This is a genomic window from Micromonospora phytophila, assembly GCF_023656545.1.
GTDB lineage: Bacteria > Actinomycetota > Actinomycetes > Mycobacteriales > Micromonosporaceae > Micromonospora > Micromonospora phytophila.
On record NZ_JAMOKF010000005.1, the window covers coordinates 65,771 to 80,991 of the forward strand.

General features: G+C 69.3%; 17 protein-coding genes and 2 pseudogenes. 11 read left to right on the forward strand and 8 right to left on the reverse strand.

All coding sequences use genetic code 11. From position 1 onward, the window contains the following. Positions 1-16 precede the first annotated feature (16 nt). The gene (locus NCC78_RS31925; RefSeq protein ID WP_284706202.1) at positions 17-142 is read right to left on the reverse strand and encodes a hypothetical protein; all 126 of its coding nucleotides are present in this window, start codon (positions 140-142) and stop codon (positions 17-19) included. Positions 143-568: 426 nt separating this feature from the next. Between NCC78_RS31925 and NCC78_RS01905 the strand changes: the two genes are divergently transcribed. Next, the gene (locus NCC78_RS01905; RefSeq protein WP_250791309.1) at positions 569-814 is read left to right on the forward strand and encodes a hypothetical protein; all 246 of its coding nucleotides are present in this window, start codon (positions 569-571) and stop codon (positions 812-814) included. Then, a pseudogene (locus tag NCC78_RS32345) lies at positions 814-1,481 on the forward strand (nucleotidyl transferase AbiEii/AbiGii toxin family protein). The gene NCC78_RS01905 and the pseudogene NCC78_RS32345 overlap by 1 nt, the downstream one beginning before the upstream one ends. On the opposite strand, the gene NCC78_RS01915 reads toward NCC78_RS32345, so the two are convergent. Beyond that, the gene (locus NCC78_RS01915) at positions 1,390-1,968 is read right to left on the reverse strand and encodes a UPF0158 family protein (RefSeq protein WP_250791311.1); all 579 of its coding nucleotides are present in this window, start codon (positions 1,966-1,968) and stop codon (positions 1,390-1,392) included. The pseudogene NCC78_RS32345 and the gene NCC78_RS01915 sit on opposite strands and share 92 nt — an antisense overlap. 190 nt (positions 1,969-2,158) lie before the next feature. On the opposite strand from NCC78_RS01915, the gene NCC78_RS01920 reads away from it, so the two are divergent. Next, on the forward strand, positions 2,159-2,662 hold the full coding sequence (locus NCC78_RS01920) for a nitroreductase/quinone reductase family protein (protein WP_250791312.1): 504 nt from the start codon (positions 2,159-2,161) through the stop codon (positions 2,660-2,662). 196 nt (positions 2,663-2,858) lie between these two features. Further along, entirely contained in the window at positions 2,859-3,029 is a 171-nt protein-coding gene (locus tag NCC78_RS01925; protein ID WP_250791313.1) for an integrase core domain-containing protein, read from the forward strand. A 143-nt stretch (positions 3,030-3,172) separates the two neighbouring features. Here the strand turns inward: NCC78_RS01925 and NCC78_RS01930 are convergent, their stop codons facing one another. Next, positions 3,173-3,886, reverse strand: coding sequence for a hypothetical protein (locus NCC78_RS01930; RefSeq protein ID WP_250791314.1), 714 nt, complete (start codon positions 3,884-3,886; stop codon positions 3,173-3,175). A 239-nt stretch (positions 3,887-4,125) separates the two neighbouring features. On the opposite strand from NCC78_RS01930, the gene NCC78_RS01935 reads away from it, so the two are divergent. Next, positions 4,126-4,320, forward strand: coding sequence for a hypothetical protein (locus NCC78_RS01935; protein ID WP_250791315.1), 195 nt, complete (start codon positions 4,126-4,128; stop codon positions 4,318-4,320). Positions 4,321-4,396: 76 nt separating this feature from the next. Here the strand turns inward: NCC78_RS01935 and NCC78_RS01940 are convergent. The 3 genes and pseudogenes from NCC78_RS01940 to NCC78_RS01950 all read right to left on the reverse strand — a co-directional run. Further along, positions 4,397-4,867: pseudogene (locus tag NCC78_RS01940) on the reverse strand (nicotinate phosphoribosyltransferase); the annotation flags it as partial. 505 nt (positions 4,868-5,372) lie between these two features. Further along, positions 5,373-5,780, reverse strand: coding sequence for a DUF2267 domain-containing protein (locus NCC78_RS01945; RefSeq protein WP_250791317.1), 408 nt, complete (start codon positions 5,778-5,780; stop codon positions 5,373-5,375). Between the two features lie 74 nt (positions 5,781-5,854). After that, on the reverse strand, positions 5,855-6,535 hold the full coding sequence (locus NCC78_RS01950) for a TMEM175 family protein (RefSeq protein ID WP_250791318.1): 681 nt from the start codon (positions 6,533-6,535) through the stop codon (positions 5,855-5,857). 441 nt (positions 6,536-6,976) lie between these two features. On the opposite strand from NCC78_RS01950, the gene NCC78_RS01955 reads away from it, so the two are divergent. The 3 genes from NCC78_RS01955 to NCC78_RS01965 all read left to right on the forward strand — a co-directional run bounded on the left by NCC78_RS01955 (position 6,977) and on the right by NCC78_RS01965 (position 10,304). Beyond that, complete coding sequence (locus tag NCC78_RS01955) at positions 6,977-7,330, forward strand: hypothetical protein (RefSeq protein ID WP_179804417.1); 354 nt, start codon at positions 6,977-6,979, stop codon at positions 7,328-7,330. Continuing rightward, positions 7,327-8,502, forward strand: coding sequence for a zinc-dependent alcohol dehydrogenase (locus NCC78_RS01960; RefSeq protein WP_250791319.1), 1,176 nt, complete (start codon positions 7,327-7,329; stop codon positions 8,500-8,502). The genes NCC78_RS01955 and NCC78_RS01960 overlap by 4 nt, the downstream gene beginning before the upstream one ends. A gap of 701 nt (positions 8,503-9,203) precedes the next feature. Beyond that, on the forward strand, positions 9,204-10,304 hold the full coding sequence (locus tag NCC78_RS01965; protein WP_250791320.1) for an L-dopachrome tautomerase-related protein: 1,101 nt from the start codon (positions 9,204-9,206) through the stop codon (positions 10,302-10,304). Positions 10,305-10,490: 186 nt separating this feature from the next. Here the strand turns inward: NCC78_RS01965 and NCC78_RS01970 are convergent, their stop codons facing one another. Continuing rightward, entirely contained in the window at positions 10,491-10,694 is a 204-nt protein-coding gene (locus tag NCC78_RS01970; RefSeq protein ID WP_250791321.1) for a hypothetical protein, read from the reverse strand. Positions 10,695-11,242: 548 nt separating this feature from the next. On the opposite strand from NCC78_RS01970, the gene NCC78_RS31930 reads away from it, so the two are divergent. Both NCC78_RS31930 and NCC78_RS01975 read left to right on the forward strand, forming a co-directional pair. After that, positions 11,243-11,377 carry a hypothetical protein gene (locus NCC78_RS31930; protein ID WP_280175161.1) on the forward strand — a complete coding sequence of 45 codons (135 nt, stop codon included), beginning with the start codon at positions 11,243-11,245 and terminating at the stop codon, positions 11,375-11,377. Between the two features lie 468 nt (positions 11,378-11,845). Further along, the gene (locus NCC78_RS01975) at positions 11,846-12,136 is read left to right on the forward strand and encodes a hypothetical protein (protein ID WP_250791322.1); all 291 of its coding nucleotides are present in this window, start codon (positions 11,846-11,848) and stop codon (positions 12,134-12,136) included. Positions 12,137-12,327: 191 nt separating this feature from the next. On the opposite strand, the gene NCC78_RS01980 is transcribed toward NCC78_RS01975, so the two are convergent. Further along, a complete protein-coding gene (locus NCC78_RS01980; protein WP_250791323.1) occupies positions 12,328-12,597 on the reverse strand; it encodes a hypothetical protein in 270 nt (89 codons plus the stop codon). 882 nt (positions 12,598-13,479) lie between these two features. Between NCC78_RS01980 and NCC78_RS01985 the strand changes: the two genes are divergently transcribed. Beyond that, on the forward strand, positions 13,480-14,802 hold the full coding sequence (locus NCC78_RS01985) for a low temperature requirement protein A (protein WP_250791324.1): 1,323 nt from the start codon (positions 13,480-13,482) through the stop codon (positions 14,800-14,802). The last annotated feature ends 419 nt before the right edge of the window (positions 14,803-15,221 follow it).

Below are 15,221 nucleotides of genomic sequence, written 5' to 3' on the forward strand. Positions count from 1 at the left end.
CGGCCGGGTCACGCTCTCACTGATAGCGCCTGCCGGGCCTTCTCGCTTTGGTCGGCGTGGTGATCACGTTGTTCCTGCCGCGGCGGCGCACCATGATCGACCGCGCCTTCTTCTTCAACCCCGTGAGGATTGTGCCCTTCATCGCGGGCTCCCTTCTCGAGCACGTTGGATCAACAGTTGCGATGCTCGCGTACCCGACGGGACAGGTGTCATTCCCGCCTGAACCGGCCTCTGCGTGGCATAGCCACGACGAAGCCCCGGCCATTGAGGTGCCGGGGCTCCGCTAGGCGGGGGTCAGAGCGCTGATGAACAGGAATGCGATGTGCCCGGACTGGTCGAGGGCGTTCGCGCCGGTGCCCAACGACGGGTTGTCGTCCCGGCCAGACCGGGGCATGCCCAGCTGGTAGAAGCCGCCGGAGCCGAGGCGCTCGGCGATGGCCCGGAAACGGCACCCGCCGGACCGCCAGGTAGTGCCGGCGGAGCACCGGCCGGTTCCCGCTACGCCGACCAGCGGCCCTACGTCGTCGCCAACCGGCTGGACGACCTGCGGGGACCAACGAGCGGCGAGGTGAGCCTGGATCGCCGGCTCGACTGGTCCGGGCGGGCGCGTTACGACCTGAGCAGCCCGCGTCGCCTGGCCAGCATGTACGAGACCGTGCTGCGCGAGGCCACCGCCCCCGACGACCTCACTCGATGGCTGAACGGCAAGACCCTGCTACGCCTGTGGCCCAGCCTCGTGTTGCCCCCACAGGTTCGCCATCTGCGGGAAGCACGGTTCCCCGAACTGGCCAGCGCTCGCCGTCGCGCCGCATAGTGGCCGGCCAGACCCCGCCGATCCATCGCCGGCTGGCGCAGATCGCCCTGCAGTTCGGCGGCCGGTACGGGTTCGCGTTGGCCGGCGGGCACGCGATCGCCGCACACGGCATCCTCGACCGCCCCAGCGAAGACGTCGAACTGTTCGCCGACTGGCAACGCCGCGCCGACTTCCCCACCGCCGTGGACGAGGTGTTCGCCGCCTACCGCGCCGAAGGCTACCGCGTCGAGATCGACCTTCGATTCGACACCTTCGCTCGGCTGCACGTCACCGACCCGGCCCACCTGGACCAGCAGCACCGCGTGGAACTGGTTTGCGAACTGGCGCGCCCAGCCGCCCGTCCAGATGGACATCGGTCCGGTCCTGCACGCCGATGACGTCATGGCCGGCAAGATGGACGCCCTCTACAACCGGGCAGCCGCCCGCGACTTCCTCGACATCGATGCCGCCATCACCAGCGGTCGGTACACCCTCGACCAGCTCTGGCGACCTCGCGCACGCCGCCGACGACGGATTCGACCGAGGCGTGTTCGCCGCGATGCTTCGCCACGTCGACCGCTTCGACGACGAAGACTTCACCGACTACGGTCTAGCGCCACATGAGATCGCCGAAATGCGGGCTCGCGTCTTCGCATGGCGGACCGCACTACTCGGAGAAGTCGAATAGGTCCGATCACCCTGCTCTGCTGCCTCCGTCTTTTCGGCCTGTTCGACTCACGGCACATCCGGGTCAGGGTGCTCGTCCGACAGCGGCTCGCGGCGGCGTCATCGATCAGGCTGTCGAGCAGCCAGTCAATGGTCCGGCGGGTTGCCCGAGCCTGGTGGAAGGCGTGCCAGACCGTCAGCAGGTGCGGATACTCGTCGTGCAGTTCGTCCCTGAACCGTCGGAAGGCACCCCTGCCGTGGACGGCCCGCAAGAGCCTGCGGCCCGCCTGCTCGTCGCTGACCCGCTCGGCAAAGTCGACCATGTCGCAGTGCCAGACGGAGGGCGGTAACGCCTCGATCGGGACCAGGTCGAGTTCGTCGAGGTCCACGGGTGTCCTCCCGTCGATGCCGCCGTCGGCGGTCCACATCATGATTTCGCCGCTGACCGGGTCGATCAGCCAGCGGTACTCGTCTGCGCTCTGGTCCTGTAGCGCCGTGTCGGCCCGCATGGCCTGGCGAAGCAGCTCCTCGGCCCGAATGCCTCGCTGACAGCTTGTACCCGATCTGCGGTTTCTTCCCACTCTGGAGGGCTACCGAGGATGAACGGTCGGGGTGACCGGGACCTTGTACCCTGCATTTTCCGCCCGGGATCGCCAACCCTGAAGCCCGGATAGGCCGGACCGGTCGAAGGAGGATGTGGTGGCGAAGTTGGGGAGCTGGCCGTTGTCCGAGAATGCCATTCGCGCGATGTACGCGGGGGGCCGCGGCAACGCGGCGGCCCGCCGGTTCGCCCGGGTGTGGGCGGCCGTTCATGGTGCCGGCCTGCTACCCCGGCGCTGGGTGACACTGGAGGTCGCCGGACGCCGTAGCGGACGGCTGACCCGGTTCCCGCTGGGCATGGCCGACTGGCAGGGCGACTGGTATCTGGTATCGATGCTGGGCGAGGACTGTAACTGGGTCCGCAACGTACGGACGGCCGACGGGCTGGTGACCATCCGGCACGGGCGGGCCCGGGCCTGCCGGCTGGTCGAGGTGCCGGTCGACGAGCGCGCACCGATCCTCAAGCGGTACCTGGCGACGGTACCCGGAGCCCGGCCGCACGTCCCCGTCGACCGGCACGCACCCCTGGCCGAGTTCGCGGCCATCGCGGCGCAGTACCCCGCGTTCCGCGTCGAGGCGGCAGGCGAGAAGTCGGACTACTGAGGCTGAAAGGTCAGCGTGCTGCTGGGCTGCGGTTCCTGCTCCGCGACCGGGACACGAAATTCACGGCCGTCTTCGACGCGGCTTTCCCTGCTGAGGGCATCCAGGTGATCAAGACTCCCGCCGCAGGCGCCCCAGGCGAACGCGTTCGCCGATCGGTGGGTGGGCGGGCACGGTACGCCGCGAATGCACCGACCGGATGCTCATCGTCGGCGAACGGCATCTGGCGGCAGTCCTCGACGAGTACGTGACTAGCTACAACGGCCACCGCCCACATCGATCGTTGGACCAGCAGCCACCGAACCCGCCGCCGCAGGTCGTAGACCTGAACGCCGCCCGGGTCCAGCGACGCCCAATCCTCGGTGTTTGATAAACGAATACTCGCAGGCGGCGTAGCCAAAACTCAATTTTCGAGCCCGACACGGTCAGGAGTAGCGGCACGGCGCGGTCGAGGACCACGCCTTGCCGACTTGCCTGAACCGTTGACGCGGGCTTCTCGGTCAGCTCCGGTAGCTAGCCCTTCCGCCGTGGCGGGGACTGCCAGCGCGTCGCGTCCGACTGCCAGGGCTCGTTCCTGGAATCGCTGCGCAGCGAATCGATCCAGCGTGGGCCGCCGACCATCGCCGGCCCCGGTTCGTCGGCCTTACCCCGCTTCGTCGGATCCTCAGCCCGTTTCGTCGAGCCGAGCCGGTCGGCGCCGAGCGGGCGGAATCCATCCGCCTCGAGCGGGCGGTCTCGTTCCGACACCGGCGGAATGATCTTGGCCGGGACACCGAGTGTCGGCTCATCGGCGTCCGACTGCGGCCAGCGCCGCCACCGCTGCACACTGGCGACCCCGACCAGGAGCAGCGAGCCCAGCAGCAGCGTCGTCCCGGTCCGTACGGGGGTGAGCAAGTCAATCTGATAACCCGCCACGCTCAGCTTGTGGCTGAGTAGGTCCAGCAGCCGTACCGGGCTGAACAACAGGCCTACGTAGCTGACCGAGTACGCCAGTCCGGTCAGCACTGAGCCGAGCGGGGAGATCCGGACGGTGGCGATGAGCCCGAGGAGAAGGCCAGCAGCCGCCAGCACCAGCAACGGCTTCAACAAAGCGTTGGGATCGAGCCCACCACCACTTTCCTGCGCATCTTCGAACACCCGGAGGGACCGGCCTTGCCCAGCGGCGAGCAGGACCCAGGCCAGCGGACCCAAGATGAGCGCGGCGATCGTGGTCTTGATGTGTCGCATTCGGGCAAGGTACCGAGCTTCCCTCGTTGATCCACAAGCCATAAGCGAAACTTAACCCGCCGGCACGCTATGTCGTCCGGCGTAGCTGACGGTGTCGTCGAGGTGGGCCGTCAGCGTCCGTAGGCCCCGGTGAGTTCAGCCCGAAGATCGCGACGAAGATCGCGCAGCCACGCCGACCCATCTGTGGGTTTCCGGAGTACGACCTGCTGCCGTGGCTACGCGAGCACCGAATCCCGGTGATGGCGTACTCGCCGATCGAGCAGGGCCGACTGCTCGGCCACCCCCAGGTCGCGGAGATCGCCGCCCGGCACCGGGCCACGCCCGCTCAAGTGGCGCTGGCCTGGCTGCTGCGGCAGGAGATGGTGCGGCCATCCCCCGATCGTCCAGGCCCGAACACACCCGGGCGAACGGCGAAGCGCGAGACCTGCATCTGACTGAGGAGGACGTGGCGGCACTCGACACGGCGTTCCCGCCGCCGGCCGGCCCGCAACCGCTGGAGATGTTGTAGCGTCACCGACCGTTTCGGCGGACGGCACCGGTCGAGGTCGGCGCCCTCCGCTCGGCGATCCGGCGGTGGAGGGCGGTGAGTGCCGGACTGACGGTGGCGGTCAGTGGCGTCGGGTAGGCCAGCCTGCGGGCCGCCTCCGGGAGCCAGGCGAGATCGGCGTCGAACCGGTGGCGCTCGCGTACCTCGCCGGGGGCCGGGCCAACCCGACGGCCGTCGCCATGACCGGGGCCAGCAGCGGTCGGCGGTCGCCCGGTGGCGGCTCGTTCGCGTAGCCCGACCACGTCACCGCTGTCCCCGCCGGGATCACGGAAGACCTGCTTGGGGCCGGGCCGGGTGGCCTTGCCGGGCGACAGCTTGAGCACCGGTCCGTCGCCGACCGCCACCAGCTTGTACGCGCGGTCCAGGGACGGCGCGTCGTACGAGACGGCCATGCGGGTGCCGACGCCGTACGCGTCGATCGGCGCCCCCTGAGCCGCCTCGTCACCACGGCCCTGCCGGCCGAGGAGGTGCTCCGCGCGGACCGGCCCCTGAGGGCGCACGCCGGCGAGCTGATGTGCGCACTGACGGCGGACGCGCTGCGCCGTACCTACCCGGCCCGGCCGGTGCCGCCACGTCTCCGCGTGCTGTTCGCGGGAGTGTCCGACGGGGAACGGCATCGACCGGACCGGCATGGTGACCCTCGACCTGCCGCTGGACCCCTGCCCGATGGACGCCAGGGTCGCCGCCGTCGGTGGCGGGCTGCGCGCAGCGCTGGCCGGCGGAGGGCCGGCGGCAGCCGGTCTGATCGTGCGGCGATGGGCCCGCTGCCCACTCCGCTGCGCGCCGCCCTGGCCGGGAGGGCCCACACCCGCCGCTACCTCAATCGACACGGGGCAGGGCAGCCGCAGGTAGCGTCCCTCGCCGCCGATTCCAACGGGCGGTAGCGGCGCATCCGGCGCCGCTACCGCCCGAGCTTTCTGGCGGGTCCGCCCGCCCTAGCTAGGTGCCGACCCGGCGGGTCTCGAGCCGTCCCGCCCGCGGCCCGGTCAACTGCCAGAACTCCTGCGGCAACTGGTCGACAAGGTCCCCGTACTCCTTCGCGCTGGCCGCCTCACGAAGGGTATCCAGCACGGCCTGTGCTCCGTCGGTGGCCACCTGGCGATCCACCCCGGCCCGGGACTGCACCCGTTCGAAGAATTCGGCCAGCCCGAACCGTTCCGGATCTTCGGTGGGCCTACGCACCAGGCCTCGTAGCTCCTCAGGGAGCTGGGAGGCGAGTTCCCTCGCCTGGCCGCCAGTGATCCGTTCTGCCAACGTCTCGAGCGTGGCGCGGGTGATCGGTTCCGCCTGCCCCGGCGGAACCTTCGGTCGCGCTGCCACGGACTGGATGAACTCGGTGTAGTTCACCTCGGATTCCCCTCTCGAACCGGATTGCGGCGGGTACCCGCGCCCGCCGGGGTAAAACGGCGGTTCGCCCGCCCTCAGCTGGGTGGCGGAGGGCGGTGGGTGATCCGGCGGGTGAGAGGCACCTGGTACAGACCGGCGCTGGTGACGGCGTAGAACACCGGCAGCACGACGAAGATCACCAGGCCGGCGAGCGGTGCGACCAGGTACCCGATGAGCCCTGCGACGGCATAGAGGATGACCCCGACGAGTGCCCGCACCCGCTCGGCGGGGAAGTGCCGCTCACTCACCTCCTCCTCGAGCAGGTCTTCGCGCCGAGCCAGGTAGTGGAAGAACGCCAGCCAGCTGGCGCAAAGCAGCGCGCCGATCAGCGCGTAGAAGGCGACGGCCACACGTTGGTCCTGCTGGTCGTGCTGCTGAAGCGCGTGCGAGACGACGGCGGTCGGGAACGGCAGCAGCGCGGTGGTGAACAGGACGAAGAGGTTCACCCAGTGCAGGCCCCGATCACTCTCCTTGACGCGATTGAACGCGCCCTTGTGGTTCAGCCAGACGATGGCCACGTAGGTGTACGAGGCGAGATAGGCGGCGTAACTCGGCCACTGCTCCAGCAGCCCCGACAGCAGGCGACCGGGCGGTACGTCCGGCACCCGGAGATCCAGCACGAGCAGCGTGATGATGATGGCGAAGACGGCGTCGCTGAACGCTACGGCACGGCTGGTGTCCGACCGGGTGCCGATGTCGTCGGTTGGCCTGCTCACGGCCGGTGGCTACCCACCGACGCCCACGATAACCGGCTCCTCGCAACGGAACCAATAGGGCGAATCATGAGGTGGAGGGCGACGCGGATTGCATGAATTTGACTGCCGGGCGTCTTGGAGCGTGTTCGTGGCTCGGCTGCTCGTCGAGCGGTGACGTCCTTCGCCCGGGCGGTGTCGCGCCCATACGACTGCCCCTTGCCGGGTGCGGGAATCCCCAGCGTGACAGTGCACCGATATGACAGGTTTGTCCGTGACGGAGCCGCCGGTCGGGCAGCTGCGGCGACGGGTGGGGTCGACTCGGGGGCGTACATGAGGGCATTGGTCAAGGCGGGGTTCATCGTGGTCGGGGGGTTGGCCCTCCGCAGGTTCCTACTTCCGTCGGGCCGTCAAGGGCCCTGGCAGCGGGCCCCGTTGATGCGGCGCGAACCGCGGTGGCACGTGTTGACCGTGAACCCGGCCCGCGACGAGCTGACCCCGGACTCGCCACTTCCGGAGCCACTGGCCGGTCTCGGTGACGCCGTGGACGTGCAGATCCGCCGCGCCCCGGCCGACCGCGGCATCGAGCTGGCGGTACGGCTGCGTGACGGCGCCCAGTCGCCGGTGACCGCGGGAGCCAGGCGACTCGCGGGTCGCGATCCCAACCAGGCGATCCGCGCCGCACTGCGCGAGGCGAAGCAGCTGCTGGAGACCGGCGAGGTGCTGCACCCCGACTCTCCACCCACCACCCAGACGACGGCAGTCAACAAACCGCTGCAGATGGCGACGCGGCAGGGTCGCCGCGAGGGGCGACTGTGAAGGCACTGTTGTGGCAAGGCGTCAACGAACTGTCGGTGGACGAGGTTCCGGACCCGACGATGCGCAACGAGCAGGACGCCATCATCCGGGTGCGCAAGACGGCGACGTGCGGCTCCGACCTCCACCTGCTGGGTGGGTACATCCCGTTCATGGAGCGGGGCGACGTCCTCGGGCACGAGTTCCTGGGCGAGGTGGTCGAGGTCGGCCCGCAGGTGCGTAAGCACAAGGTGGGCGACCGGGTGGTGGTCTGCTCGTTCGTCTCCTGCGGCCGCTGCTGGTACTGCCAGCAGCAGCAGTACTCCTTGTGCGACAACGGCAACACCAACCCCGCAATCACCGAGAACATCTGGGGCTTCGCACCCGGCGGCTGCTACGGCTACTCGCACGCGCTCGGCGGCTTCGCGGGCAGCCACGCCGAGTACATCCGCGTTCCGTACGCCGACCAGGGGGCCTTCACGGTCCCAGACGAGGTGAGCGACGAGCGTGCTCTCTTCGCCTCCGATGCCGCCCCGACCGGCTGGATGGGCGCGGACCTCGGTGGGGTCAAGGCCGGTGACGTGGTCGCGGTGTGGGGCGCGGGCGGGGTGGGCCAGATGGCCGCACGCGCTGCGGTCCTGCTCGGCGCGGAGCGGGTGATCATCATCGACCGTTTCGCCAATCGACTGCAGATGGCGGAGAAGTACCTGGGGGTGGAGACGCTCAACTACCAGACCCAGGACGTCGGCGGTGAACTGCTGGAACGCAGCGGCGGGCGCGGGCCTGACGTGTGCATCGAGGCGGTGGGGATGGAGTCCCACAGCACCGGACCGCAATACCTGTACGACCAGGTCAAACAGCAGCTGCGCCTGGAATCGGACCGTCCGATCGCCGCCCGGGAGGCCATCTACCACTGCCGCAAGGGCGGAAGCGTGTTCCTGCTCGGCGTCTTCGCCAACCTTGTCGACAAGTTCCCGCTCGGGGCGCTGATGAACAAGGGCCTCACCCTGCGCGGCGCGCAACAGCACGGACACCGCTACATCCCGATGTTGCTCGACCGGATGGCACGCGGCGAACTGGTCACCGAACACCTCGCGACACACACCATGCCACTCGACGAGGCGCCACAGGGATACAACATGTTCAAGAACAAGATCGACGGCTGCGTACGCGCCGTCTTCGAGCCCGCCCGATGATCGGTGCGCGGGGGCGTGTCGCCGGTCGGCTCGACACGAACGGAGCGATGAGGACCCGGTAGGGGCGGTGGTTCGTCGGCAGCGCCACGACCCTGAGGCGAACCACCGCGTACCTGGCACATCTGTTGGCCGAGCACGTTCGGTGGGTCGGCTACTCATCCAGCCGGTGGTGTTCAGGGTCCTGGACGTCTCGCTGCCCCCGTACCCGGCTCGCCACGGCGGCGGTCGCCCGGCTCGGTCTGCGCACCGAAACCGCCGTGGGCGGACAGTAGGGCCCCGTCGGGCGCCCGCTCTCCGGGTCGCGGGCGGGTCAGCGTGTGGTCTTGCGGGCAGTCCGCCGGTTGCCGAAGGACTCCATGGTGGTGGGTTTCTTCACCGCGCCCGGGTGGCCTTCGTCGTACTGGCCCGTGCGGGCGCGGCCTTCTTGGCCGGTGCCTTCTTCGCCGGCGCTCTCGGTGCCGCCGACGGGACAGGCCCTGTCCGGCCGGGTCGGGCCGCCCGGCGTGCACGCTGCCTCGCCTTCCGTCGAAGCGGCAGATGTTGGTCGTCGGCAGCGGCGAGCACCCGCTGGCGTTGTCACGGTCCGGTGACCCAATCACGGTGACTTCGTGAGGCACACGCCGGGCGGGCAGCGCTTACCCAGGCGTTTGCCGCTCAGGGCTTCGGGAAGAAGGCGTCGCGCCGATAGTCAGGAGTAGCGGATGAACGGGCCCCTAGCCGACGAACCCGTCGGCGACCTCGAACTCGTGCACACCTTCACCGGGCCCATGCCCACCGGGGTGAGCGTCTCGCACACCGGCCGGGTCTTCGTGAACTTCCCCAAGTGGGGCGACGAGGTGCCCGCCACGGTGGTCGAGCTACGCGACGGCCGCGAGGTGCCCTTCCCGGACCAGGCCTGGAACCAGCCCGCCCGGGACGACGACGCCGGCGCTTTCGTCTCGGTGCAGAGCATCGTGGTGGACCCGGCCGACCGGCTCTGGGTGCTCGACACCGGCAGCCCGATGTTCCGGCCCACGCAGCCGGGCGGGCCGAAACTGGTCCGCGTCAACCTGGGCAGCAACTCCGTCGCCCAGGTCATCACCTTCCCGACCGACGTCGCGCTGCCCTCGACGTACTTCAACGACGTGCGGTTCGACCTGCGCCGGGGTGACGCCGGGATCGCCTACATCACCGACTCCTCGGACTCCGGGCCGAACGGGATCGTCGTGGTCGACCTGGCCAGCGGCGCGTCCTGGCGGCGGCTGCACGACCACCCCTCCACCAAGGCCGAGCCGCTGTCCACCTACCGGCCGATCGTCGAGGGACGGCCGTTCCTGGAACGCCCGGCCGACGGAGCGCCGAAGCCGCTGTCGATGGGGTCGGACGGGATCGCCATCTCCGCCGACGGCTCCCGGCTGCACTACTGTCCCCTCGCCTCCCGCCGCTGGTACAGCGTCGCCACCGACGCGCTCGCCGACCGCGCCCTCACCGAGGACCTGGTCGCCGCCACGGTGGCGGACGAGGGTGACAAGGGCGGCGGCTCCGACGGCCTAGAGACCGACGACGCCGGCCGGTTCTACCTGACCTCGTACGAGAACAACGCCGTGCTGCGCCGCCGACCGGACGGAGAGTACGAGACCGTCGTGCACGATCCCCGTCTGCTCTGGCCGGACACCATGTCCGTCGCCACGGACGGGCACCTCTACGTCACCGCCAACCAGCTGCACCGGCAGCCGAAGTACCAGCGGGGACAGGACCTGCGGCGCAAGCCGTACGCCCTGTTCCGCACCCGCATCGACGCCGGACCGGTCCTGCTGCGCTGAACCGCCGGGAGTGACCGGGATCGAGGCGGCGACGGTGTCCTTCAAGGAGGGGTCGCGGGACGTCCGAGCTTCCCGGACTCGTCGGCCCGGAGGGTGACACCGGCACGGGCGCCGCCGACCGCGGCGGCGCCCGAATCATCAGGGCTCGACTGCGCACCCGTCACCTCAGGAAGACCAAGACCAGGGTCAGCCGACGATCCTGTCGCGCACCGAGGGCTCGTCGAACCGCCGGACGTAGCGACAGCTGGCAACATCTGCAGCGCTTGACGCGGAATCAAGAGACCAACGTGCCACTTCATCCAAGACGGTGATGAAGCGGCAGGTCAGAGCGTTCCACAGCCAGCAGACCGGCGGCCAACGGTCCATGCCGTTACCGCCAACGAAGATCATCCATTACCGAATGTTACCGCCGTTACCTAGGAAGATCTTCATCTCCCCAGGTCAACAAGTCGGGACGGCCGGATTCGAACCGACGACCCCCTTGTTACCGAACGTAGCCATCCCGACCTTGTCATTGACTGTCAGAAGTAGGCGCTGAGCTGCACAGAAACGCCTAAGCGATGATCGCTTCTTGTCACTGGTTGTCAACCACAGGCGGGGGTTTTCGGGGGGTAAACGGGGGGCAGACCGACAGACCGGCGTCAGATTCCCGCGTACCCCACAGCCGCCATGGGACCTACCGTCACCCAAGAGAACGACGTGCGCCTACCCATCCCGACCCGCCTACCGTAGGAATGGGGTTCGTATCGGTGGGGCAACACGAACCATTGCCCCACCACCGGCGATGCACTTCCCAACGTCGGCAAGAGCTGGAACAGCGTAGGGTCGGCGTGCAGTGAAGACTTCGCGCACGCCGCGCGGGTCTTCCGTCACCTGCACGCCGCGATCAGGCGAGTAACACGCTGCACGTTCACCGACCTGCTTCAGGAGGTTCGATCATGTCCAAGGACTCGACGACCAAGGCGAACGTCAAGAAAAAGGGTAAGACGATCAAGGAGAAGCAGACTGCGAAGCGCCTGAAGCGCGATGAGCAGAACGGGCGTTCCTCAAACATCGTGTCCACCGGGCGCTGACACCGGCAGCATCGCTCAATTGTCCGTAGGCGGCGGTGAAGGTGGGGGCTGACAATCGTCGGATCCCCACCTGCCGCTGAGGCCGTAGAGCTGCGGCAGGGCCGCTCGGGTGGTGCACAGAGGACAGGGTGCCCGGCGCGGACCTGCACGGTACGGGCGTGAGCGCGAGAAGCCATGAACCGTGCGCCGCGGGTGTGACGATCTCGTCCTCGGTGCCGACCGGGACCTCTCGGGCACGGCGCCGTGACGTTCATGCCACAGCCACCGTCCCGATAGTGCGACCCACAGCTGGAGCACGCCAGCGCTCACACGTCCCGCTCGTACCTGTCCATCACCGATCCCAGCGAGGTCGCCGACCTCGACGCGCTCACCGAACCCGTCAGCCTCGTCGTTCTGCGTTGGCCGCTACGGCACACAACCCGGACGCCGGTCAGCATCGCCGACCTGTTCGCCGCGTGCCGGCTCATCATGACCGCCGACACCTGCGCGATCGCCGCCGTCAGTTCCGCGGCGCCCGGCGAACCCGGCACGACCTACGCCGAGCGCCTCAGCGAACTCCTGCCTGCTGCCCGCGCCGCCGGCTTGACCCACATCCTGCAAATCGTCGCTGTCACCGCCCCCGGCGACGGCGACGAGTTCCTCTACTACGCCACCCGAGCCGACGCCGAGGCGGCACGCCAGGGCTGGCCCGCCGGCGACAACGGTCCGAGCTACAGCGCCGACCTCCTGGTTTTCACCAACAGGAGTCGCGATGACTGACCGCGACACGACACGCGTCGAGCCCGATGCCGCGCGCCCCAAACGTCGCAGCCGGCCCGCAGGCGGACGCGTCTGCCACATCGACCCGCTCGCCTTCATCCCGGTAGCTCGCCATGACTGACCGCGACTCGCGACAGGTCGGGGGCGGCGCGTCGCGACGCGCCACCCCCGACCGCGGCCACAGCGGCGACTCAGCACAAGTCGCTGGCTACGGTGCCGCCGCTCCAGCGAAAGGCCGCCCCTCCGCCTGGCGTGACGTCGACGATGCGCTGCTTGAGGTGGGCACCCAGCCGGCCCCGCTGCGGCCCCGGCCGGGACTGCCGATCCCCGCGCCAGCACGGATCGTCGGCGGCGTCATCGGCGTCCGGATCCGGCGAGTACTCCCCCAGGTACCGGCCCAACTGCGCCGCCGCGAGGAGGTAGTTGTAGCGGGTTGTCTCCGGGTAGTTGGCCGCCCGCAACGAGCGGTCCCAGTCCCGAAGAAGGCCGCCCCACGTCCGGGGACAGCCCTACGGTGAGCTTGTGAAGATCGAGTATTGGCATGACAACCTGCCCAAGTCAAGGAGTCCAACAGCGGCGTGCTAGACCAGGCATCCATGCCAAGCAATGAAAAGAGGGCTCCCGCAAGTCACTGACCTGCGGAAACCCTCTCGCTGTCGGGACGGCCGGATTCGAACCGACGACCCCTTGACCCCCAGGACGTAGCGGTAGACGTTCGCGCACGTCAGCCGCGATCTACCGGGCGGCGAGGCGCCGGCTGGATTGCGGTGCGTGGGCGTTCCGGCGGGACGTGTCGTCCCCAGGTGGTCCCCATCCCATCGGGCCGGGTCAGGGGCACGGTGGGCCATGAACTCAGGACCTCTTCGTCCCGAACAAGGTCAAGTCCCATGTGTGACGTGGACGCCTGGCTATTCGCGCTGGTCAGGGTGTTGGTGCTTGTTGGTCTGGCGAGGCAGGAAAAGTGGCATCGTGCAAGATCGTCTCCCCGTTCTCTCCCAGACCGGTGGGCCTGTACTTGCCTCCTGCTGGTGCCGGCTTCCCGTCGCGCAGGCTTCGTCCTGCCAGACCGCGCCCGCCCGGTCCAGGTGGAGCGCCCCACTGGACGAACGACCTGGACCGGGCGGGCGCGGTCTGGCTGCCTCCGGTGTGCGACGGGCGGCGCCGAATCGGCTGGCCTTCCCGGAGCCGCCCGGGTTCAAGGGCGGGTAGCCCTTGCCGCCGGAGGCGGGATCCGGGTCGTAGGGCCGGAGGCCCTACCCGCCGGAGGCACCGCCCCTGCGCGGCCGTCGCGGAACGCGCCGTACGGCCCTGCCACCGCAGCGGTTGCGGTTCGCCTGTTCCGGGTGGCGGGAAGGATCGCCACCGCTCGGCCCCGCAGTGGTGATTGGGCGCAGCGTCTCTGTCGGCAACTCCTAAGGCATGCCGGCATGGTACGACTGTTTCAATACCAGGGTGTAGCCGGCAGAACGGGCAAGCCGATGACGAGTAGGGCAGCCGGGCTGATACGGGAACCCCGGGATCCGCAGCGGGCGACGTTCCTGGAGTTGTTTTTCGACCTGGTGTTCGTCCTCGCGCTGGCCCAGCTCTCGCGCGGGCTGATCCAGCACCTTAGCTGGAGCGGCGCCTTCCAGACGCTGGTGTTGCTGATGGCCTTCTGGTGGGTCTGGGCCCACATGGCGGGGCTGACCGACATTTTCGACCCGCAACGACCGCAGGTCCAGCTGCTGGTCACCGCGTCCATGCTCGGCGGCCTGGTGCTGGCCGCCGTGACGCCTGAGGCGTTCGGCAGGCGAGGCCTGGTCTTCGCGGGCGCATACCTGGCCATCCAGCTCGGGCGCTGTGTGTTCGTCGTGCTCGTCCTGCGCGGCCACGAGGCGCAGCGCCTCTTCCTGCGGCAGCTGCTCTGGTTCAGCGTATCGGCGCTGCCGTGGATCGCGGGGGCCCTCGCGCAGGGCTCGGCGCGCGCCGCGCTGTGGACGCTGGCGGTGGTCGTGGACTCCACGGCGCTCGGACTCCGCTATCCCGCGCCGGGGCTTGGCCGCGCCAGCTCGTCGGAGTTCGCGATCTCCGGCGGGCACCTGGCCGAGCGCTACCGCCAGATTTTCATCATCGCGCTCGGCGAGTTGATCCTGGTCGCCGGGCTGGCGTTCAGCGGCAGCGGCCTTGGAGCGGACCGCAGCGCGGCGCTCGTGGTGTCGTTCGCCACCACGGTCCTGCTGTGGCGGATCTACATCTTCCGCGCTGGGGAGCTGTTGGGCACGGCCATCGGCGCGGCCCGCGACCCGCTCCGCGTTGGCCTCCCGATGGTCTACTCCCACGTGGTGATGGTGGCCGGCATCGTAGTGACCGCCGTCGGCCAGGAACTGGTCATCGCCCATCCACTCGCACATGCGCGATCGGCCTGGACCGCCGTCATCCTCGGCGGGCCCGCGCTGTTCCTGGCCGGGCGGGCCATCTTCGAGTACGCGACATTCGCCCGCGTGTCCCGCGACCGGCCGATCGGGCTGCTCCTGCTGGCCGCCGTCACACCCGTGATGCTGCACCTGCCGCCGCTGCTGGCCGCGACCGCCGCCACCGCGGTCCTGGCCGCAATCGCCATCGCCGACGCGAGCCGCGCCCGAAGACACCCACCCGAACTACCATCGCCACCAGGCGGCCCCCCATGACAAAACGGCGGATACCTGCGCCAGGCGCGAGCGCCAACCGCTGCGTGACCGCCAGATCGTAAAGGCGCCGTGGACGTGAGCTGACCATGGTCGCAATGCCCATAAGCTGCCCGGCGCCGCCTGCGTGAGACGACGCTGGGCTTCGTGGCGCCCGCTGCAGGCCGCGCACCGCCGGGGTCGCCGCGCCGGGAGCGAAGCGGCAAGGCGCGGCGTGCCCCGAGCGGTGCGCAGCGGCCGCTCGCGGCCGCCTTGAAGACGTATGGAAAGTTCTCACCGGGCCGAACCGGCGGCAATGTCGGGTCTCAGGACGTCCGTGATGGCATGAAGGAGCGGGGCCTCGCTCCTCGTGGGTCCCGGGCGGGATGCTCGGGGTGCTCACGTCTCACGACGAAGGAGGAGCCCCTCATGCAGGCAGAGTA